The sequence below is a fragment of the Nitrospiraceae bacterium genome, assembly GCA_020632595.1.
Classification (GTDB): domain Bacteria; phylum Nitrospirota; class Nitrospiria; order Nitrospirales; family UBA8639; genus Nitrospira_E.
This window is the reverse complement of record JACKFF010000005.1, coordinates 222,061-241,443: the sequence shown is the minus strand read 5'-3', so window position 1 is coordinate 241,443 and position 19,383 is coordinate 222,061. Positions and strand designations below refer to the sequence as shown.

At 53.8% G+C, this 19,383-nt stretch carries 23 protein-coding genes and 3 pseudogenes; 3 read left to right on the top strand and 23 right to left on the bottom strand.

The genetic code is table 11. The features are described from left to right. Position 1 precedes the first annotated feature (1 nt). Positions 2–166: a hypothetical protein gene (locus H6750_11850; GenBank protein MCB9774996.1), complete on the top strand. Its 165-nt coding sequence runs from the start codon at positions 2–4 to the stop codon at positions 164–166. Between the two features lie 159 nt (positions 167–325). Here the strand turns inward: H6750_11850 and H6750_11845 are convergent, their stop codons facing one another. From H6750_11845 to H6750_11835, 3 genes are all read right to left on the bottom strand, one after another. Beyond that, positions 326–628, bottom strand: a complete 303-nt coding sequence (locus H6750_11845; GenBank protein MCB9774995.1) for a hypothetical protein — start codon at positions 626–628, stop codon at positions 326–328. Positions 629–982: 354 nt separating this feature from the next. Further along, entirely contained in the window at positions 983–1,369 is a 387-nt protein-coding gene (locus tag H6750_11840) for a MerC domain-containing protein (GenBank protein MCB9774994.1), read from the bottom strand. A gap of 43 nt (positions 1,370–1,412) precedes the next feature. Further along, entirely contained in the window at positions 1,413–1,856 is a 444-nt protein-coding gene (locus H6750_11835) for a transcriptional repressor (GenBank protein MCB9774993.1), read from the bottom strand. Between the two features lie 308 nt (positions 1,857–2,164). Here H6750_11835 and H6750_11830 point away from each other — a divergent pair, with 308 nt between their 5' ends. Then, on the top strand, positions 2,165–2,689 hold the full coding sequence (locus H6750_11830) for a MerC domain-containing protein (GenBank protein ID MCB9774992.1): 525 nt from the start codon (positions 2,165–2,167) through the stop codon (positions 2,687–2,689). Between the two features lie 312 nt (positions 2,690–3,001). Here H6750_11830 and H6750_11825 read toward each other — a convergent pair whose 3' ends face one another. Then, positions 3,002–3,322 carry a zinc ribbon domain-containing protein gene (locus H6750_11825; protein ID MCB9774991.1) on the bottom strand — a complete coding sequence of 107 codons (321 nt, stop codon included), beginning with the start codon at positions 3,320–3,322 and terminating at the stop codon, positions 3,002–3,004. Positions 3,323–3,776: 454 nt separating this feature from the next. On the opposite strand from H6750_11825, the gene H6750_11820 reads away from it, so the two are divergent. Beyond that, positions 3,777–4,124, top strand: coding sequence for a hypothetical protein (locus tag H6750_11820; GenBank protein MCB9774990.1), 348 nt, complete (start codon positions 3,777–3,779; stop codon positions 4,122–4,124). Between the two features lie 198 nt (positions 4,125–4,322). Here the strand turns inward: H6750_11820 and rpmB are convergent. From rpmB to H6750_11725, 19 genes and pseudogenes are all read right to left on the bottom strand, one after another. After that, a pseudogene (rpmB, locus tag H6750_11815) lies at positions 4,323–4,559 on the bottom strand (50S ribosomal protein L28). A gap of 42 nt (positions 4,560–4,601) precedes the next feature. Then, positions 4,602–5,840, bottom strand: a complete 1,239-nt coding sequence (locus tag H6750_11810) for a GTP-binding protein (GenBank protein MCB9774989.1) — start codon at positions 5,838–5,840, stop codon at positions 4,602–4,604. Positions 5,841–5,961: 121 nt separating this feature from the next. Next, on the bottom strand, positions 5,962–7,191 hold the full coding sequence (locus tag H6750_11805; GenBank protein ID MCB9774988.1) for a GTP-binding protein: 1,230 nt from the start codon (positions 7,189–7,191) through the stop codon (positions 5,962–5,964). Between the two features lie 26 nt (positions 7,192–7,217). Continuing rightward, positions 7,218–8,492, bottom strand: coding sequence for a GTP-binding protein (locus H6750_11800; protein MCB9774987.1), 1,275 nt, complete (start codon positions 8,490–8,492; stop codon positions 7,218–7,220). Then, complete coding sequence (locus tag H6750_11795) at positions 8,473–8,757, bottom strand: type B 50S ribosomal protein L31 (GenBank protein ID MCB9774986.1); 285 nt, start codon at positions 8,755–8,757, stop codon at positions 8,473–8,475. Before H6750_11795 ends, H6750_11800 begins: the two co-directional genes overlap by 20 nt. A 66-nt stretch (positions 8,758–8,823) precedes the next feature. After that, on the bottom strand, positions 8,824–9,039 hold the full coding sequence (locus tag H6750_11790) for a 30S ribosomal protein S18 (protein MCB9774985.1): 216 nt from the start codon (positions 9,037–9,039) through the stop codon (positions 8,824–8,826). A 250-nt stretch (positions 9,040–9,289) separates the two neighbouring features. Next, on the bottom strand, positions 9,290–9,502 hold the full coding sequence (locus H6750_11785; protein ID MCB9774984.1) for a hypothetical protein: 213 nt from the start codon (positions 9,500–9,502) through the stop codon (positions 9,290–9,292). 974 nt (positions 9,503–10,476) lie between these two features. Then, on the bottom strand, positions 10,477–12,258 hold the full coding sequence (locus H6750_11780; GenBank protein ID MCB9774983.1) for an AIPR family protein: 1,782 nt from the start codon (positions 12,256–12,258) through the stop codon (positions 10,477–10,479). Between the two features lie 133 nt (positions 12,259–12,391). Next, positions 12,392–12,910: a hypothetical protein gene (locus H6750_11775; protein MCB9774982.1), complete on the bottom strand. Its 519-nt coding sequence runs from the start codon at positions 12,908–12,910 to the stop codon at positions 12,392–12,394. A 180-nt stretch (positions 12,911–13,090) separates the two neighbouring features. Beyond that, positions 13,091–13,293, bottom strand: a pseudogene (locus H6750_11770) (tyrosine-type recombinase/integrase). A 398-nt stretch (positions 13,294–13,691) separates the two neighbouring features. Beyond that, positions 13,692–14,291, bottom strand: coding sequence for a ParA family protein (locus H6750_11765; protein ID MCB9774981.1), 600 nt, complete (start codon positions 14,289–14,291; stop codon positions 13,692–13,694). A gap of 8 nt (positions 14,292–14,299) precedes the next feature. Next, positions 14,300–15,577 (bottom strand): dihydroorotase, encoded by a 1,278-nt coding sequence (locus H6750_11760; GenBank protein MCB9774980.1) that lies wholly within the window; start codon positions 15,575–15,577, stop codon positions 14,300–14,302. Between the two features lie 149 nt (positions 15,578–15,726). Next, on the bottom strand, positions 15,727–16,272 hold the full coding sequence (locus H6750_11755; protein MCB9774979.1) for a hypothetical protein: 546 nt from the start codon (positions 16,270–16,272) through the stop codon (positions 15,727–15,729). Between the two features lie 21 nt (positions 16,273–16,293). Further along, entirely contained in the window at positions 16,294–17,043 is a 750-nt protein-coding gene (locus H6750_11750; protein MCB9774978.1) for a ZIP family metal transporter, read from the bottom strand. Positions 17,044–17,171: 128 nt separating this feature from the next. Next, a pseudogene (locus H6750_11745) lies at positions 17,172–17,390 on the bottom strand (hypothetical protein). Between the two features lie 8 nt (positions 17,391–17,398). Beyond that, complete coding sequence (gene moaB, locus H6750_11740; GenBank protein MCB9774977.1) at positions 17,399–17,971, bottom strand: molybdenum cofactor biosynthesis protein B; 573 nt, start codon at positions 17,969–17,971, stop codon at positions 17,399–17,401. Continuing rightward, on the bottom strand, positions 17,968–18,678 hold the full coding sequence (locus H6750_11735) for a DUF3386 family protein (GenBank protein MCB9774976.1): 711 nt from the start codon (positions 18,676–18,678) through the stop codon (positions 17,968–17,970). Before H6750_11735 ends, moaB begins: the two co-directional genes overlap by 4 nt. Continuing rightward, on the bottom strand, positions 18,678–19,232 hold the full coding sequence (locus tag H6750_11730) for a GTP-binding protein (protein ID MCB9774975.1): 555 nt from the start codon (positions 19,230–19,232) through the stop codon (positions 18,678–18,680). Before H6750_11730 ends, H6750_11735 begins: the two co-directional genes overlap by 1 nt. Continuing rightward, positions 19,183–19,377, bottom strand: coding sequence for a hypothetical protein (locus H6750_11725; protein MCB9774974.1), 195 nt, complete (start codon positions 19,375–19,377; stop codon positions 19,183–19,185). Before H6750_11725 ends, H6750_11730 begins: the two co-directional genes overlap by 50 nt. Positions 19,378–19,383 lie beyond the last annotated feature (6 nt).

The following is a 19,383-nucleotide window of genomic DNA, read 5'->3' as shown; positions in this document are numbered from 1 at the left end:
CATGATGATGACTCTCTTTCTGACATTGCTGCTCATCTTTTCTATCGTGAAGCCGGCCCTTGCCTGTGGAATGGTCGGCATCGTCTTTATTCACACCAGCCTTCACTTACGCCGGCTCCGGCACCTGTCATCCTCCTATCTGGATCGTCAACTATCTGCCTCATAGCCTAAACCTCCCCCCGACCCGGGATAAAGAAGGAAGCTAGAGCAGGCGCTCCCAAGATCCTGATATCGACAGAACGAAGATCCGCGCCTGTCCAAGGTCCCGGAAGGAACTCAGGCCTAGTTTCAGTTTTTCGAAATACGGATTGAGAAATTCCGGGAATTACGCTTGAGGAGGAGCTCGAGGTGGACTGGAGGAAATAACCGACTGGTTATTGAAACGTGAGGGTGATTGGACCACCACATCGCCGGATCCAAACAGACAAAGCCATGAAGAGTTCGCATCGAACGACAGGGAACCTGTCGTCTGAATATGCACCCAGTCACAGAGATCGAAATCCGAGTGGGCATGGCCGGCGAGGTCTGCCCCGGCCAGGATATGCTGGACGCCCAATGCCGAAGAAAGGGGCAGGATGGCCAGGATGATGGCAAGAAGAAATCCAATGATCTTGTGTTGTGTTTTCATGGAATTCAATAATAGAACAATCAAACTACTGTAACCAAGGCACTTGGAATATTTCAATTCATCGACGCCCGTCACTAAAAACGGATCCGACCCTCGCTCTTTGGGTTGCGTGGTACTGGCAGGCAGTTAGTAAAATCCCACGGCCTTGGGGACTACGCTTAAGAAATCCGACGCCGTTCGTTTTCGAGCCTATGGTGTAACCAGGTGTATGTGGCAGGTTCCTGGCGAGGCCCACATCCCCGACGTGCTGACAATAATTCCCCGAATATTCCTTAATCCCCTCATTCTCTGGTTGCCATCAACCTTCTTGACCGGGAAAGAACACAAACCCCGCACAGAAATAGTGCCCTGGGTTTATGGCCCATGTTGATGGCAGCCGACGCAACGGCAAAGCCGCCGGTTCCACAATCCGGCCCATGCAATAACGCATGCTCCCGTAACATCCAGGGCGATCTCTCCGGGACTTTGGTGATCCATCCACACACGCGAGATCAATAACACAACCACACCGATTCCGGATAGGAAAGCAGGCCTCTTGTCACGATGAACGGAATAGGTGGCCAACAATCCGAATCCTGCCAGCAGCCCGATCCCTCCAAGGAACAGCCATTCTGTATTTTCACCAAGCATCATTTCCAGAATCCCATTCCATTCTCCGGACGAATGCGAAAGAATGAAGGGCAAACTTAACAGCACTATCGGCGTGAGGGCACAATGGATGGCGCAAACCAAAGACGCCAATGACCCGATCCTTGAAAGATGAAGACCAAAGGATTTCATGGCTTTATTGACAGTCGGGGCACAAGCCGTTGAATTCCAAAGACTGGTCATTCACGAGGAAACTGGTCTTACTTTTAATCAGGAATTTAAGTCGTTTCAACGAGGGAAGACAAAGCGATTCAATTCTTCCGCATTGCTGACAACGCACATGGGAAGAGAGAACACGACCATCCCGCCATTCATAGCGGAATTGCCCCTCCTGGACAAACGCCAATTGCGCCACCAAGCCCAGCCGGGACAGTACCGCTAAACTCCGGTATACCGTAACCCGATCGATCGACACGTGCTCTTCCTGCAGTCGCCTGAACACCTCCAAGGCACTCAAAGGATGGTCGGCTCTTTGTAGCACCTGCAGAACCGCCTGCCTCGGGCGGGTAAAACGGTAACCCGCTGTCCGTAAGGCTTCTTTATACGTTTTTTGTAACCGGCTCACTTTCATCGCATTCAATTGACAGCTTTCCCGCCCACTGATTCATAAAAAACAGAACCCTAATGAAAAAAATTTTCATCTGCATGAAAATAAAAATGGGTGGTCATTTCCGGCCGACCATCTGCCAATCCCCCTCACTTTCCAACCACATGAATCAGCGATAGACGCCAGAGTCGGATCAAGTCCGGTCCAGAGGACCCGATATCATGTAAAGATGGTGAGCGCAGCATTGAATCAGTTCTTCATCCTGTGCTCAGGCAAACCATTCCCTGATGGTAAACCCGTTCTGAGTTAAACCTTACGCTCTTCTCACACAGGAACAATTCATGAACACACTCGAAGACAAACTGGCACGCGCCGGAATGACCGCCTCATTTCTTTGTGCCCTTGAATGCTCATTGACGCCTTTCGCAGTCTTAGTTCTTCCTCTTGTCGTCGGATCACAGCCTGAAATCTTATCCCTCTTCCTTCCGGAGACCGCTCACATCCTCGACTGGATCCTCATGGGAATCGTGGGATGCCTGGCCCTGGGAAGCCAAATACTCAGCATCCCTATCCATCGAAAACCGGCTCCGCTCATTCTGTCCGGGATAGGATTGATGTTAATGATGTATGGCCGCATTTGGTGGGAAGATGGTCAGGCCGGCGAAACCCTGTTCATGATCAGCGGCGCGGGAGTGCTGATTGGAGCCGGGTGGATGAATCGACGGTTACATCACCAGGGCTGCAAATTTCATACACATCACTGTTCGAACGGAGACAAGCCTGCGTCACACCGGTCCCAGTATGTGCCCCACACCCGTACGTCAATCGGGAACTGCCTAAGCACCGGGAAAAATGAGTGTTCGTGAATGCCCACGATTCGTCAGGTCTGTGAAAAGGGCAGGTTACCCCGAGGAAATCTACAGACCGGTTGACCATTTCCGGTGGAATCTTCCACCTGTACACAGAAAACCCGCGTCTCTACGTATTGGCGCTTAGGACCGGAATAACGCGGAACTCCTTCCGCCGCACCGTCCATTCGAACAACGAACGGATGCGCATCTATCGGTTTGCCACTTGTCAAAGTTTCAAGCGTCGCTATGAATCTGATGGTTTCTGTCGACGCAATGGTGCGCCTCAAATCGACAGGGCCCTTCCCTGAAGTCATTCTGCTGGCGGCATCAAAAGCCTTTTTTGTGTGGCGAGGGCATATGGTGCGTTCGACAATCGTGGCCACAACCCTGAATCCCCAATCCCCCTCCAAAGATATTTTGTTGGGTAGCGGGAGGAGCTTGCGATCCCGCTGGAGGATTGGCAACGGCATGACCATACGCCAGGATATCCGCTGCCGCAGAAAATGTGGACATCACCCGCTCCAGTGGGGCTCCGCATTCCTGACATTCGGAGACGGGAGGGTCAGACATGTTCTGCCAAAAGGAGAACCTCTTGGGACAAAACAGTGACTTCAAGCAATACTCGGCTTGATATTCATAGATGGGCATAAAGTTTCTCCATATCAATCGATCATCATTTCCTCGACAGTACTTCTTGCCGGTGAGGTTTACCTGAGATTTTAAATTCCATACGCCTCCCAGGAATCATCGGGGAACCGCAATTCAAAAGGCAGCTAAACATTCCCGGCCAGCTTACTTGTAACTCGATTACAACTAGTCATCAAAATCTCACAAAGGGTTTGAGTAGGCCATGTGCGGTCAGCCACGACGAATGACGGGCCATGACTCTTTCTGCACATCCCGCCTCACCATGACCTTTAATCATCTTGGACATTTTCCCATTACCAATGAAAGAAAAAGCCGCTCATTGTGATTGTTGCTCCGACACCGGAAAAACCACGGTGCCCATGGGCGACAATCCTTTGACAATCCTTCCAGATTTTTCTAAGGTGGGGCGTGCTTCTCTGGAAGGACGAATTCACAGTTAATACAAGGAGGCATCATGAGCGACCATCGTATTCATGACGAACATCCCCACACACACGGCCCCGATTGTGGCCATACCCTTATCCGGCACGAGGACCATCAGGATTACCTTCATGATGGACATCTGCATTTCCCGCACAATGAACATGTGGATGAACACACCTTAGCTGTAGGGACTGCGAATCCCGCCGATTGTACGCCCAACCACGATTGCGAGGCACATGAGTCCTCCCATCGCCATGGACCTACATGCGGGCATCAAACGGTTCCGCACGGCAATCATATCGACTATCTGGTTGATGGCCATTTGCATTTTCCGCACGGTGCTCATTGCGACGACCATGGCATGGTCCAAGTGAGTTAACTTCTTCACCGGCTCAGTCCCGCCTGCCTGATCAGGCAGGCGGGACTCACACACTCCAGATGTCTGGACCACAACTGTGTTACCATGGTCTTCTATTTTGACGTGTGCATCGCATGATTTTGAGAGAGAACACAATCCTGATTGCCGACTCGTCACGCCATGGTTGGCAGCCTGCACCTAACCTTTTCCTGTGGAGCCTTAGATTTTCTCTCCGGCCACACGCAGATCGGCGACGACGCGGGCCAGCCCCTTTTTATCGATAATTTTCATGCCGTGTGTTGAAACCGACAGGGTAATTCAACGATTCTCTTCCGGCAGAAAATAGCGTTTCCGATGCAGATTCGGGAAAAACCGCCGCTTGGTTCTATTATTGGCATGGCTTACATTGTGACCTGCCATCGGCTTCTTACCGGTCACCTGACAATACCGTCCCATCGCTTCCCTTCTTGTCAATGCATGGAACAACCTGTTTGCATCCTAGTCCGATGAATTTCCACGTGAACCCCTTGCCTGCCTTTTTTCCCAACTCGGTTTTTTAAAGGGGTCTATAAACGCTTCCCAGCGATCTTCATCCAATAGCAATTCCGCACTGGTCAGAAGGCAGGCATCCAAACGACGACTCAGGTCGGCTGAATCCATGTCCTCTCCGACAATGGCCAGCTCGATCCGCCGATCGCCGTACTCAAGATCCCACACCTCCCGTATCTCATTTAACGCGACGGGATCTGACGGCCAGTGTTGATCGTGAATCCCCACCCACCAACGTCCAAGGCGCTCATAGAGACAGGACCCGCCGGCTTGTGACCACATGTAACACGCCTTCGATTGCGAGGCGCCCCAAAAATAGCCCTTCGACCGGAGCACGCCAGCCCACTCTTCCTGCATCAGCGTCCAGAACCGATCTGGATGAAACGGCCTCCTTGCCCGGTACACAAAGGCCTGCACCCCTGTGACTTCCCTAGAAGGGACCAGTTGGCCGCGGAGCAACTTCATCCACCCGGGCTCCCCGGCCGTCGCCGAACTTTGTGAGCTCAAAGACCGCTCAAGCTGGTCGAAAGTGATGTTCCCACCCACGGCCTGCAAGACCGTGGCATCGGGATTCAAATGCTGTAACAGCCCTTCAAGACGACGCGAATCCTGCTCGGCTGCGAGATCGACCTTGTTCAGGACTATGACCGTCCCGCATTCCACCTGATCCGCAAGGAGTTCCGATAGCGCCCGCTGGTCGTCGACTCCCCGACCCATGCCCCGCTCAAAAAGATTCTCCCCGGACTCATAGTCCTGCCAGAAACGGAAGGCATCCACCACCGTCACAATATGATCCAAGCGGGCGATCGTCGACAGGATGCGACCCTCCTCGTCTGGCAGATCAAAGGCATTCGTCACGAATACCGGGTCCGTCACACCGGACAACTCAATGATGATGGTGTCGTAACGGCCATCATAGGCCAACCGGCTCACCGCATTAATGAGATGCGTCCGCAACGTATACCCTGCACAGGCATTGCCGAGTTCGATAAGGGCTTCGCCGTTTCGAAACAAATGCGCGTCGCTCCCATCAAAAACCTCGGAATCGATGCCGGCCCCACCCACATCACTCAGAATGACCGCCATCCGCCGGTCTCCGCGATGTCGCAGCAGATTGTTCAGCACGGATGTTTTTCCTGCTCCGATAAACCCCGATAAGACCACCACTCCAATATCTTTCCTCTTCATATCTTTCCTTTCATATCCACGCGGAGCAACAACCCTTGCCGGATATGGAGCCCCTGATTCAACCGCGCATGCTTTCCGCCCCAAGAAAGCGAAAGATCAGGGTCCTGCCATACTGCCCCGCTCACTCTTCTATCAGTGACTCAGTCGTCCAGGGAGGGAAGGGATCACTGGATCCGACCCAAACATCCAGCCCCCTCTGCCATTCGTTATCCGTCAAGAGACATTCGTCCAGCATCCGTGTCAGCGCCGCCTCATCGATATGCTGGCCGATCACGACAAGCTCCTGTTGACGATCCCCATACACGGGATCCCAGAGCGCTTCCAGTCGCCGCTCGTCCTCAGCATCCACATTCCACTCATGTTTTGGCATGGCGGCATACCATCGCCCGCCCCCCTGCATCGCCCCCACCCCGCCCGCCTGCGACCAGATGCCAATCCAGTCAGGACGAGAGGCCAGCCACACAAATCCCTTCGTACGCAACACCCCGTCACAGGTTTCATGCAGCCGCCTCCACAGGCGTTCAGGATGAAAGGGTTTTCGTGCACGATAGACAAAACTGTGAATGCCATACTCGTCGGCTTCCGACCGGCCTTCGCCCGCCAACACCTTCATCCAACCGGCAGCCCCGCTGGCACGCTCAAAATCAAACCGGCCCGTATTGAGAATCGTGCATAGCGCCACCTGCCCATGCCGCGCGGGCACCATGATCGCGTCCGGATTGAGAGCCTCGAGAATTCCCCGCAATTCGGCCTGCTGCCGATCTGAAATCAAATCGGTTTTATTGATGACCAGCACATCGGCAAACTCGACCTGATCAATGAGCAGATCGGTAATCGTCCGCTCGTCCTCTTCGCTGAGGTGCAGACCGTGCGTCTTCAAATCCTCGGCTGCACGATAGTCCGCGATAAAGTTCCCCGCGTCGACGACAGTGACCATCGTATCCAACCGGGCGACGTTCGACAGAGATTTCCCCTGCTCATCTTCAAAGAAAAACGTTTCGGCTACCGGGAGCGGTTCCGATATCCCTGTGGATTCGATCAGCAGATAGTCAAACCGTTGCTCTCCGGCCAATCGGGCAATTTCGACCAATAGATCATCGCGTAGCGTGCAACAGATGCACCCATTGCTCATTTCAACCAAACGTTCATCCGTGCGGCTCAGAGCCGCACCACCCTGCTTGATGAGCGCGGCATCGATATTGACGTGGCTCATGTCATTGACGATGACCGCGACACGCAGCCCTTCCCGATTGTGCAGCACGTGATTCAACAGCGAGGTCTTGCCTGATCCGAGAAATCCCGACAGCACGGTCACCGGCAGGGCGTTGGTGCGAACAGCCGGCGATGGCATTCCAGTGTCCAGGGCTGTCTGGTCCATCAATCTCTCTCCTCATCTTCATCGGACAGCCAGCCTTCCTGGCCGGTCAAGACGACCGGCTCGTCGAAATTCGTCCATTCTGCTTCGCCCATCAGCGCTTCAGACGGCGTGACCAAACAGGTACGTAACCGGTGAAAGCACTCTTCGAGATCCACACGATACCCGATAAAGGCCAGCACCTGTCGACGATCACCAAACTCGACAGTCCAGTCCTTTGCAAGCGTGCGGCGAAACTCTTCATCTCCCGGCCACTCGATTTCCGGCGTAGCCGCCCACCAATTGCCGACCCATTCAAGGTGACACACCCCTGCGGTTTGCGCCCACACCAGGCAACGATCGGGCTGTGAGGCGAGCCAGAAATAGCCCCTGACCCGCAGGACTCCCGGCCAGTCCTCCTTGATCATCTCCCAGAACCGCCCTGGATGGAACGGGCGCGTCGCCTGAAAGAGGCCGGTCGTCCACTGGGTATCGCACACAGCCGGAGAGATCGACATCCCCTCCACCATTTTCAGCCATCCCGGCTGAAAACTCACAGGCTCTTGACGGCAGGGCCGCTCGGCCAACACACTTTCCACCGGGACCGCCCCGTACGTCCCGCGCAGGACCGTCGCTTCAGGATTTAAGTGTTCCAGCAACCTGGTAAGACGAATCTGTCTGGTCAGCGGAACACGATCGAGCTTATTGAGTACCAGCAGGCTGCTATACTCAATCTGATCCACCAGCAACCCCGATATAGAACGGTTGTCATCGGCCCCACTGCTCAACCCGCGATCCCGCAATTGATCCGATGAATGAAGGTTCTCCCAAAGTGTTTCCCCATCCACCACTGTCACCATCTGATCCAGACAGGCGACCGAAGCCAGTGCGCCCCCCTCGGCCATGGCATCGTTGAATAGTTCCACGACAAATTCCGGTTCCGTGAGGCCTGAACATTCAACAATGAGCCGGTCAAATTTCCAAAGTTGTGCAATCGCCAAGACGGCCTCCGTAAAGTTCTGACGAAACGAGCAACCCACACATCGCCCCATCAGTTCAACCAAGGCTTCGCCAAAGTAAAAGGGCTGGACGCCTTTGGTGTCCCACGCACAGATTTCCTCCAACCTCTCGCTGCGATCACTCACAAGCAGCGCCCACCGCTGCGAACCCCGGTGCCCGAGTAGATGGCGAATCAACGCGCTCTTCCCTGCCCCGAAAAACCCCGAGACCAACGTCACCGGAAGCCATCCCTGCGCATCGACTGATTCGCAGCTCTGTTTACCTGGGTCGCGAAACATTTGCGCCCCCCGATTTTTGCCCTGTTTGGTATTTCCGATTAAACTTTTCCACGCGCCCCTCCGCATCGACAATTCGTTGTGTGCCGGTGTAGAACGGATGAGAATACATGGATGTTTCAACCCTATACATCGGGTAGACCTGCCCGTCCTCCCCCACGGTCGTGAGGCTGGTTTCCACGGTGGACATCATGATCCATTTTTTATCGACAGCCACGTCGTGAAAGACGACGGCACGGTACCCTGTCGGATGAATCCCTTTTTTCATGTGCGCTCCTTTCTTGTCATCATGCCAAACAATTCCTCCGATCTCGTCATGCTCGCCAATCGTGACTTACAGCAACCGGGACCCCGCAAACGGCAACAATGCGAGATGACGGGCTCGCTTGATCGCCCGCGCCAATTCGCGTTGACGCCGTAAACTGTTTCCGGTCATCCGGCGCGGAAGAATCCGTCCGGTCTCCGACAGAAACCGGCTCAATAATTCCACGTTCTTGAAATCAATCGGCGTCATATCGTCAATGACTCGCCGCCTTCGCCCTGAACTCATACGCCACTCCTCTCTATCAGGGAGACTATCCCTGTCCGGACGGGAATCCCGTGGAATCGTGTTGCGCATCGGAAGCGCCTCAACCGTTTGTTTACCTGCCGCGTCCCTGCTGTTGATGGCGAACTGGGACTCATTTTCAGTTCTTCCGGAATCGCGCTTCGCCACCAATGACCTCTCCTCGACCATTTGCAGGGCTGCACCTGACTCCGCCATACCCTTCTCCTTTTTATTCATAAACACCTTCCTTTTCCTACTCCGCCCGCTCGCATATCAAAAACCGTTCATCGACCTTTGGGGGCCCAAAGGCGACCCATTCCCCTTGCCGGACGGAAAAACAACTCGAACAGGTCCGGTCCTCAAATGGGGAGAGGCCTATCAACCAATCCGGAGAAAAACTCCCGCGGTATTCCGCCGGCAAAAACGCAGCGAATCCTGATGTAACCGGGTACGGCTGATCAGTCATGGTTCATCCGTTATCGGCCTTGTGCATTTCGCCACCTGCCTCTTGTCCCACTCCAGCCTGATGCAGGCTCTGCACAGTGTCGGCAAAATGAAAAATAATTCCGGCAGTGATGTCGCGAAAGGACAGCATGGCATCCTCATGGCCGGCCTGTGCGCATAGTGCCTATGGTGTGAATGGGTTTTGGTAACGGACATATGCTACTCCAGTTGACGACGGATTATTCATTCCAGCCCCGCAGGTCGCAACACTTCTCCAATCAAATGTTGCTTCTTCCATAGAACCGGTCGTTTTCGGGCAACACACCGTCCGCGCCCAACCACAAAAGACTCCTTCGATTGGACTAAAACGAACCAATCAAGGTGAATACGGAAGGATCCACCGGTGCGGCGAACGGGAAAGAACCATGGAGATAAGAGTCGAAACCTCTGTCAGGTTTGGGAAGGGTAGTAGAAAATGATCAAAGGCAGAGCTGAGGTAAAAAGCCCGGATAAAGATGAGACAATTCCAGCCTTAAGATGGTCAAGACGGATTGTTGTCGCCTTCGCAACACTATGCGGATGCCATAAACAGGCCATGTGGCATCCCAATTTTATGTGGGGAATAATTCTGAGCGTTTTGTGCCAAGTTATGGCGGACACTCGACATGGAACACACGGAATCCGGAACCGCGAGACGACGCCATCATGAGCCCGAGGCGAAGGACCTGCGCCCGGCGGATCTCGCAACCAGGTTTGTCTCATTAAGAAAAAGCTAGACAACAGAAAAATCAGGAGACGTGTGCCCACTTGACCAGAGCCTTCTCAATGGGAGGGCACCATTTCTTCGTCCTAGTAAGCACCCCGCTCCAGCCCCGGTAGCACTCCGTCCGTCGCCTGCGTTCGGCTGGACGCCATTCTTCAGCAGCCGGAGCATGCTGGCGTGGCTTTTGCGAAGGCAATAGGCATGACAGAATTTTTTGGTCCGATTGCAAGGCGCTAGTTAGAGCAGGTGGCGTCAGAAGAAGCTTTCCAAGTTTGCCTGAGGTGTGTTAGGGCATCTTTGTAGAATGAACCGGACTTAAGTAGTGTCGGCCAACTCTTTTCGATTTTTAAAGCCTCACGAGCGGATATCAATTCGGCGAATCCGCTCCACACTATTCCAGGATTGTTTCCGATGGCACCGACAAAACTATTAAGATCCTCTGAGCTCGTTTGTAAGTGCTTTTCGAACAGATACGCCATTCCAAAAACAGTGATCTGTGGTATTGCAGCGTCAAGCTCAGCAAAAACGGGCTCAATTACTGAGCCAATTTCCTGCACATACACGCGTTTCCTCTCATCTTCGTCCGAATATCTTTTCCGTTTTAACATCTTAAATCGGTCGACCTGAGCAGAAACGATCCGACTTAGCTCATAGGAATCTCTAAACTTTTCCGCAGTCAGATTTGACTGAAGAATTTTGGAAAAACTGCCACCATCGTCTGTGAAAATTCTGGCAGGATCCTTCTTCGCTAGTTGTGGATCATGATAATATGTAGCCACATAGGCCTGCATACCATCTTTGAGAGAAATAATATGCTTGGCAAGTGGGCTACCGAATCTATTTTCAAGCTCTTTAAGTTCATCAGGAAGCATTGCATCAATCTCGCCAGCCCTTCTTTCTAGGAAATATCCAAGCGTCGTGAGTGAATGTAGCAATTGAACGATTCTGGGGTCATTTGACCTCAAAAAGGTGTTGTCCACCCTAGTTTGGTTGTTGAGGTTCACGGCAACATTCGAAGCAAACTGTTTATCTTTTCCAGTGGTAATAACTCTTACAACGACGTGAACGTCAGATTGCAATTCGCTTTTCCTGAAGCACCGGTGAAGGATCCGCATAGTTTGGCCACCATTAACTACCTGTGGCCGCTCCAAACTCAATCGATTGTTGAATGGATGGAAAATTGCTGTATCGCATATAACAGAAACCCCGTTGTTAAAATGAAAGAAATCTTTGGATTCCTCAACATTGCACGCGGTTTGCGCTATAGCTAAATTTGTACCTTTGTCTCCTTCAAACATTCTTACATTTTGCTGAAGAATACTTTCGCCGTGTTCATCGTAAAGCCTTGCAAGATATTCGCCGCTTAGATCAAAAATGTAGGTTTCATGATCTCCGACTTTAGTCATATACGGGACTCGATTCAGCGACAGATCCAGCGTGGCTTCAAGAGTGGGAAGATGTGCGCTATAAAAGCGATTGTGAACGTCTTCTAAATTTTGAAACTCCCAGCGAAATAAATCCTTTGCGACACCACTGTTCCGTTGACAAAAGCTGTTTAACTTTGACACTGCATCGGAAGGCATCTCTGCCAAGCTAGAAACAGCGACGACAATTTTGTAACCGGTAGGCGTAAAACTATATATCTCTTCTAGACGAGACAGAAGCTCCTGATTAGCGTTTCTATTATGATTTCTGCTTAAGATAAGCTCCAAGCCAGAAATCAATTTGTCGATCTCGCCCGCCTCAAGTGATTTCTCGGCTGACACAGGATTCTTGAACTGATAAAAAACAACTTGCTCATCGATTATCTCGATCGCATCTATTCCTAAATCCCCACCACCATCACATATCTGGTCCTTTGCTTGGATATCCGTCATTCCGCCAACATTTCGAAGATACCAATATGCAAATCCATATCCTTGGGTATCAAATGAATGTTCTTTTACGATTGTGCCAATCTGATTATTCAACTGTTCTTTGAATAGCTTGAGTATTTCCGGCACATTATTGGTCATATTTTCCTCATTAACGCTAAGTTTTGTCACAATACTAACGGCGACCTTTACAGAAGACGTCAATTTGGGGCGCTCTAACGTTGTTCATAAGCCGCCGCGACGTAAGGAGCGGTTGGTTGATGGGATGGTTAGGTTACATGATTTCATTAAAACAATCTTTCTCTAACTGATCCAGTGCACGCTTAAGATCTTCAAAATACGTCTCGACTACAAAATAGTACTTTCCGCATGGCTCGACACCAATGCCGATTGGCTTGTCTTTTTTCTTGCACATATATATGTCGCAATTCGCTTTCGCGTAATACTCATGCACTAAGCCACACCGAAAAATATCATAGACATCGGTACCAGAAGCTCGAAACTGTTTATATCCGGCACCGAGATCATCGAAGAAGCGATTGAAGTTTTTTGAGGCGAAATCGCTCCCATTTTTTTTCCTTTCGTTGTACTTGAGTTTACCCCCAAACTCGGTATAGCTCAGCAAACCCAACGCCGCCAAATAGTTTGCGCCACCAAGCGGAATCACAAATGGCTGGACTGCCGCCTTAAACTCATTACGTTGCGACGCATAGGCGAGACGAATTTCGCGATCAATATCCATGCAGATAAATCGCTTTGCCTTTGCAAAGTCTGTATGCTGCATGGTCGACATAACCAAATGACCTTCCAATGTTTAGGCGGTTCCGCATAAGAGGCGGATCTGCCTATTTCTGTCCGTGTCACACACCATCGAATTCTCTGAAAATACCGACATGATCATTGCCATTTCAATGAATTACGCCCTATGGGCTCTTTATGACGGGTTCTTATGCGAACACCCTTCCTTGATGGTTCACATCCCGTCAGGCGGACTGCGGACACCCGCCTCCCTCTATGGAGAATATGCGTGTGGATCATCATCGTCTGCCAGTCTTGTTGCTCGAGCAATTCCTGGATTGTTGCGATGTCAGAGCCGCTTTCAAACAGATGCGTGACAAATGAATGCCGGAAGGTGCGACGGCCGGCGTCACCATCCTCCCTCACGTATGCATTCAGCTTTAGAGTTCCCTATGGCCTTCCAGAATCACTCAAAATTTTCAGCGTTGGCACACACAGGCCCGTCTCGATACGAGGGATTCTTGAATAACGAGCTAATTTTGTCAAGAATTTTGAAGGGTTAGGATGCGCATGAAAGAGCAGGGGCTTTTTAACCCGGATGACATATCGCTCAACAGGAGTTCTGTCCCCTGGGGTTAGATTTCTCGCTGGGCTCGAAATGACAGCAGGAGGTATGCTGCCCCTCATCCTGGGCAAATTTGCACGTGAATTTTTTCATTTTTCAAAACTCCCATGCTGTGCCTGCAACGGGGGAACAGACGGACGACTCCGGAGTGCCGACCGCCTGGAGGAGGGCTGACAGACGAAAGATTGGTCATCCGGGAAAGAACAGAAGCTCACGACAAGATTCCCGTTGCCAGCGCTCGAAGATACTTCCCTGAATCATCCGGAACGGGAGCGCCCTCCATGAGCTGCATCCAGGCGGCATCCCAGGGAATAAGGCGGGGCGATACCGGCCATGGCATCGCGCTGACTTGGGCAACCATCCCCTCAGTCGGCGGATCGACAACCTGATTCCACACCACGAAGACAGTCCCCGCATTTCCCTCTGACGTCAGTCGTTCATGCAAAGCCGCCAGATTTTCAAGCGCCCAGATATCCGGAAGCGACGGCCGTATCGGGATCAGAATGCCATCGGCCGCCTTGAAAATACTGGCCGTCATCTCGGACACGTTCGGCGGTCCATCCACGATCATCCAATCAAACATGCGCTCGAAACGGTCAGTCTGCTCATGAATAATCGGCTGCATTTGGGACCGGCAGACCACATTCCATCGCTGACCCCACCGTCTTCCCCACTCACTTGCCGTCCCTTGCACATCCGCATCCACGAGGAGCACCCTGGCTCCGGTCTCAGCCAGAGCGATCGCGGTCCCGATGGCCAGCGTCGTCTTTCCGGTTCCGCCCTTTTGATGCACGAATGCCACGATGCGCATACGACGCGTCAGGCCTTACCCGGAGGGTGATAAACCGTTTTCCCTTCGATGAGCGTTCTGACGACCTGGCCACAAAGGCGCCACCCGGCAAACGGCGTATTCCGCCCTTTCGACCGGAACCGCTCAGGATCGACGATCCACTCGCGGTGAGGATCGATCAGCACCACATCCGCCTGAACCCCAACCGCCAGGGTCCCTTTTGGCAAACCGAACAGGCGCGCGGGAGCCGATGTCAATTTTTCGATCACCGATTCCACAGAAAGCACGCCGTCCTCAACCAACCGGAAGGCCAGCCCCAACGCCGTCTCAAGCCCGACAATGCCGTACGGCGCGCGATCCATGCCCCATTGCTTTTCATACTCGGCATGCGGGGCATGGTCGGTGGCAATGGCATCGATTGTCCCGTCAGCCAACCCCTCAATCAACGCGGCTCGATCCTGCTGACTTCGCAAGGGAGGATTCATCTTGGCATTCGCCTGCTGTTCACCCACAATATCCTCTGTGAGCGAAAAGTGGTGGGGGCAGACTTCGGCGGTCACCGGCAACCCAGCCGCCTTGGCGTGTCGCACGGCTTGCACGGTCCCGGCCGTGCTGACGTGGGCAATGTGAAGCCTGGCGCCAGTTTCCTGTGCCAACAGAATATCTCGCTTCACCATCCGGTCTTCAGCCATAGCCGGCATGCCGCGCAATCCTAGCGCCCGCGACACCGGCCCGTCGTTCATGCAGCCACAACCCGATAGATTCAGATCTTCGCAATGATCAATGACCGGCAGACCGGCCGCAGCGGCTTTTTTCATGGCCGCTCGCATCACCTGATCATCCATGACCGGCCGGCCGTCATCAGAAACGGCCACACAACCGGCTTCTTTCAGCTCCATGACGTTTGTGAACTCGCGACCTTGTGATTTTTTTGTAATCGCGCCTACTGGATTGACGGCAGCCAGGCCGGTCGCCTTGGCATGCCCGAGAATTCGCCTGGTTATCTCAGCCGAATCATTGACCGGTTGAGTGTTGGGCATACAACAGACAGACGTGAATCCCCCTGCCACAGCCGCAGCAGTTCCCGTCGCAATCGTTTTTTTATACTCAAACCCCGGCTCACGCAGGTGGACGTGCAGATCAACCAACCCGGGCACAACAAGTAGGCCGGTTGCATCGATGCACCGACTGCCTGATGGGGGTGGCACACCCGGCGATACCACCGCCACAATGCGGCCGTCACCAATCCACACATCCGCTTCCCCGTTCCATCGGCCGGGATCAAACACCCACCCGCCCGCAACCACGAGTGCGTGCCCCTTATTGTCTGGCTCCTGAACGTCGCTCTCCTTCCCTCACCAGGCGCCACGTGCAGCCCTTTGAGTCCCTCACTCTCCCCATGTCCCCGATGGAACCTGTGACATCCTCACAAGCTAGCACACAGTCGCCAGCCGTTTTACCGGGAACGCTCCGCTTGTTCCACCGTCAACAGAGCCTCAAGGAAGATCTTCACGTCCGCCGGCCGCATTTGATCATCTGGCACCTGGACGGCAACAAAGACCCCGTCGCGCAGCGCGAACAATCCATGGGCGATCTGATGGTGACCGGCCACTCCAATCCCAAAAGCCTTCACGAACGACTCCCGGCTGTCCTCATCCGCGCAGCACAGAGAATATCCTGCCGCCCGAACGTTGGGATGGAACCGATCCACCTCTCTCCAATGCTCTTCGTGGTCCGCCGACACATGCACAATTCGTAAACCCGGCAACTGCTCATGGCTGCGCTCTTCCAAGTCGACAATCTGCGCCAGACAGGCATGCTTTTGAATGTTCGGCAAGGTCGAAAGCACCACCAACCCGTCCTGAAGATCCGACGCTCTGAGCGGCTCCTGCGCCAGACGCGCGGCAGGAATGGCAAACCCGGCCGTCAGACGATCGCCCGGACACGGCAACTGCCCCATCAGTTGAATCCGCTCGTCTCCCAACTGCACGCTCCTCGTCATTTTCTCCTCCGTTCCCTCCCCTTAATGGGGCAAGATGGTCAAGGCGCCGATCGTGATCATCCCGCCAATCATCAAGAAAAACTGCCATCCCCCGCTCGCCGCGCCAATTCGTCCATGCAAGCCCGGCACGAGGTCTGCCAGGCCGATATACAGAAAACTGGCCGCAGCCACGCTCAAGGCATACGGAAGGATCGGTTCTGCATAGGACAATCCTCCGTATGCCACCACGACGCCCACGAGCGTGCTCAACCCGGAGAGGGTATTCCACATGAAGGCATCCCACCGCGTGAATCCGCTTGACAAGAGAATCGTGAAGTCGCTCAATTCCTGCGGGACTTCATGCGCCAACACGGCCAGCGTCGCCACAAAACCTAACGCCGGGGAGACGACACAAGCCGCGCCTATCACGATCCCATCAGCACAATTGTGTACCGTATCGCCGACCAGGACGAGCATCCCCGTCTTTTTCCCCAAACTCTGACCGGGCCTATGTTGATGGTGATGAACAAAATCCTCGCCATGCGCATGCCGCCAGACGAGAGACCACTCCGGCACAAAAAACAGGACCAACCCTGCGAGCACGGCCACTCCCACGGCGTGAACAGACGCAAGCTCCAGCGCCTCGGGAATGAGCCCGATTATAGCGGTTGCCAGCATGGTTCCCGTGGCGAAACTCAGAAGGTAGGGCAGCCATTGATGGCGCCAGCCATCCGGAATAAACAGCACCAGACAGGCCGGAAGCAACGCGCCGATACTGCCAAGCAATCCCATCAGCACAACAAACAACCACGTGGACTCGGCGGGAAGGCTCACAGGGATGAGCCTTGTCCTGAAGCATCTGTTTCTTTCGATCGATACTGTTCATACCGTTGCTCACACGGAATGGGCGCCTCGTGGCCAAGCCAGGCCTCCCAAGCCGAATGAAGCGTCACATCAACGCCATCCTCGCCGGCCTTTTGCTGGAGAAACATTTGCAATTCCAGCAAATAGTCGCCGTCATCCACATCGGCACCAGGGTCGGCTCGCAACTGAGCAAAGAGCGAACGGTACACACGTTTTAATTGCGATAGGTCCCAGACGATGGCAATCCGCCCGTCTTGCGTCACACTAATCGCCATACGGATCCCTAGTCATCATGCGGTGGATGCTCCTGCTTGACCCGTGGAAGGAGTTCGGTGAGGTTGCAGGGTTTATGATCGAGATCCAGCTGCGGAAGAATGATCTCCTCCATACCTAATCGGCAGGCGCCCGTGCTTCCCGGAAGCAGGAAGACAATCGTGTCCCCACAGACACCCGCATCGGCCCGCGATTGAATCGTCGATGTTCCGATTTCACGATGACTGAGCCAGCGAAAGAGTTCGCCGAACCCGGGGATCGATTTGGTGAACAAGGAACGAACAGCATCGGGAGTCACATCGCGCTGCGTCACGCCTGTCCCGCCCGTCACAATCACGAATTCGACCTTCGAGTCGGCCACCCATGCCGCAATTATTTCGCGAATAGCCTGATCGTCGTCTTTACACATTTTACGGTCTTCGATGCGATGTCCGGCTTGCGTGAGACGATCAATGATGGCCCTCCCACTCGTATCCGTTTCGACCGTTCTGGAATCCGAGACCGTCAAGACCGCCACCGCCACGCTGAGGCCGGCTTTCTTGATGCCTGATGATTCCGTCGTTGCACTGCCTGCCTGACTCATTCCATCACCTCATGGTTCGTTAATGTCATCACCCGTGTGCTGACTCCACCCTTCTCTCCAAATGACACACGCCGGACGGCGGGAAGCCAGACACCGGCTACCTCCACAAATTCGTTGACATAGCTTTCCATGCCGACAACTGATCGACCATCTAACGAAAAGTACGTCATCACGTAATGGCTGGAGTATTGCTTCCCGTCCGGAGCCTGATCGTAGCGTTCAATGGTATTCACACGAGATTCGGTCATGGGGGTCATACGACCGATCTGCGTGTATCGGCCATGCTGAATGCGATACCAGGATTCAAGGCGGCCACCGGTCAACAACACCCGCCGGCCCCGCGGATGTGGTACTGCAGGGTCTTCGTCGGGATCGAATAACAGCACGTACTTGCCGTCGCCTTCCGCAAACGGCGAATAAGCCAAATGCATCCCTTGAGTCCAGAGTCGCTCTCGCGCCCATTCCTGCAGAGCAGGATCGGCTCCGGGCAGATCAACGGTCGTGTCCTTCCGCGGAATCAGCCTGACCGTTCCGTCCGTGATCCGTCCCTCATCGTTAAGGATCAGATCCGCTCGATACCCGCCGAACCCGGCCGGCCACTTATACATCCGGCTGTGCGCCTCCCTGACCAATTCCCGCGCAGCCGGATCGTCAATCAACCTCACGGCTCCACCCGTATTGCTCTTCGTGGCCTCATCTCCCTGCATCACGGCTTTCTCCTTGTCGCTCGACTCCATTGTTTCGTCTTTCGCCTTGGTTGCACCAAACAGCGCTCAAGTCCTTCCAAAAACCGTTGCCACGGGACACGACGTCCAATGACAACGATCCTGGCTTGCGAGGGTGCCGTCCCGACACACGGAGTGATCGAGAGCGAGCCCATACTCCATTGCACTTTCTGGCACTCAGCCAATCCGGCCACCAGCAGAAAGCCTTTGAGCCGGACAACCGATCGGGCATAGCGCCGCAGCCATGCTTCCAATCGCACCGGATCGACCGGGAGCGTGATCCTGAAACTGCCGCTCCGATACCCGGCGGCCGAATCCTTGCTGGTACCATCGGCAATGACGGTTTTCCTGAAGGAAGTCGATCGGGCCAGGAGCCGGGGCACTTGCACATCAGCAAGTACCGCTCTCAGCACACGGGCCGTGGGGTTGGCCGCCCTGATCTGCTGCTCAACCCGATCCGTATGCGCGCTATCCATCTGATCCAGCTTATTGAGGATAATGGTATCGGCGTGATGGAGGTGTTGCTCCGCCCACATCCACTTCGCCGAATTCGTTCATGAGCACCGCCGGCTTGACTCCCCTGTCAAGCTCGTGTGCCAACGCCCTCTTCAGCAAGGTGGTTTTTCCGCTGCCCAGGAATCCGGCGATCACATACACCGGAGTCACGGCTGCCCTTTTCATAGACGC

Excerpts from the sequence above, each read along its gene's own strand:
- H6750_11850 (MCB9774996.1), top strand. The coding sequence starts at position 2 with ATGATGATGACTCTCTTTCTGACATTGCTGCTCATCTTTTCTATCGTG.
- H6750_11845 (MCB9774995.1), bottom strand. The coding sequence starts at position 628 with ATGAAAACACAACACAAGATCATTGGATTTCTTCTTGCCATCATCCTG.
- H6750_11830 (MCB9774992.1), top strand. The coding sequence starts at position 2,165 with ATGAACACACTCGAAGACAAACTGGCACGCGCCGGAATGACCGCCTCA.
- H6750_11825 (MCB9774991.1), bottom strand. The coding sequence starts at position 3,322 with ATGCCCATCTATGAATATCAAGCCGAGTATTGCTTGAAGTCACTGTTT.
- H6750_11820 (MCB9774990.1), top strand. The coding sequence starts at position 3,777 with ATGAGCGACCATCGTATTCATGACGAACATCCCCACACACACGGCCCC.
- H6750_11810 (MCB9774989.1), bottom strand. The coding sequence starts at position 5,840 with ATGAAGAGGAAAGATATTGGAGTGGTGGTCTTATCGGGGTTTATCGGA.
- H6750_11805 (MCB9774988.1), bottom strand. The coding sequence starts at position 7,191 with ATGCCATCGCCGGCTGTTCGCACCAACGCCCTGCCGGTGACCGTGCTG.
- H6750_11800 (MCB9774987.1), bottom strand. The coding sequence starts at position 8,492 with ATGTTTCGCGACCCAGGTAAACAGAGCTGCGAATCAGTCGATGCGCAG.
- H6750_11795 (MCB9774986.1), bottom strand. The coding sequence starts at position 8,757 with ATGAAAAAAGGGATTCATCCGACAGGGTACCGTGCCGTCGTCTTTCAC.
- H6750_11790 (MCB9774985.1), bottom strand. The coding sequence starts at position 9,039 with ATGAGTTCAGGGCGAAGGCGGCGAGTCATTGACGATATGACGCCGATT.
- H6750_11785 (MCB9774984.1), bottom strand. The coding sequence starts at position 9,502 with ATGACTGATCAGCCGTACCCGGTTACATCAGGATTCGCTGCGTTTTTG.
- H6750_11780 (MCB9774983.1), bottom strand. The coding sequence starts at position 12,258 with ATGACCAATAATGTGCCGGAAATACTCAAGCTATTCAAAGAACAGTTG.
- H6750_11775 (MCB9774982.1), bottom strand. The coding sequence starts at position 12,910 with ATGTCGACCATGCAGCATACAGACTTTGCAAAGGCAAAGCGATTTATC.
- H6750_11765 (MCB9774981.1), bottom strand. The coding sequence starts at position 14,291 with ATGCGCATCGTGGCATTCGTGCATCAAAAGGGCGGAACCGGAAAGACG.
- H6750_11755 (MCB9774979.1), bottom strand. The coding sequence starts at position 16,272 with ATGACGAGGAGCGTGCAGTTGGGAGACGAGCGGATTCAACTGATGGGG.
- H6750_11750 (MCB9774978.1), bottom strand. The coding sequence starts at position 17,043 with ATGGGATTGCTTGGCAGTATCGGCGCGTTGCTTCCGGCCTGTCTGGTG.
- moaB (MCB9774977.1), bottom strand. The coding sequence starts at position 17,971 with ATGAGTCAGGCAGGCAGTGCAACGACGGAATCATCAGGCATCAAGAAA.
- H6750_11735 (MCB9774976.1), bottom strand. The coding sequence starts at position 18,678 with ATGCAGGGAGATGAGGCCACGAAGAGCAATACGGGTGGAGCCGTGAGG.
- H6750_11730 (MCB9774975.1), bottom strand. The coding sequence starts at position 19,232 with ATGTGGGCGGAGCAACACCTCCATCACGCCGATACCATTATCCTCAAT.
- H6750_11725 (MCB9774974.1), bottom strand. The coding sequence starts at position 19,377 with ATGAAAAGGGCAGCCGTGACTCCGGTGTATGTGATCGCCGGATTCCTG.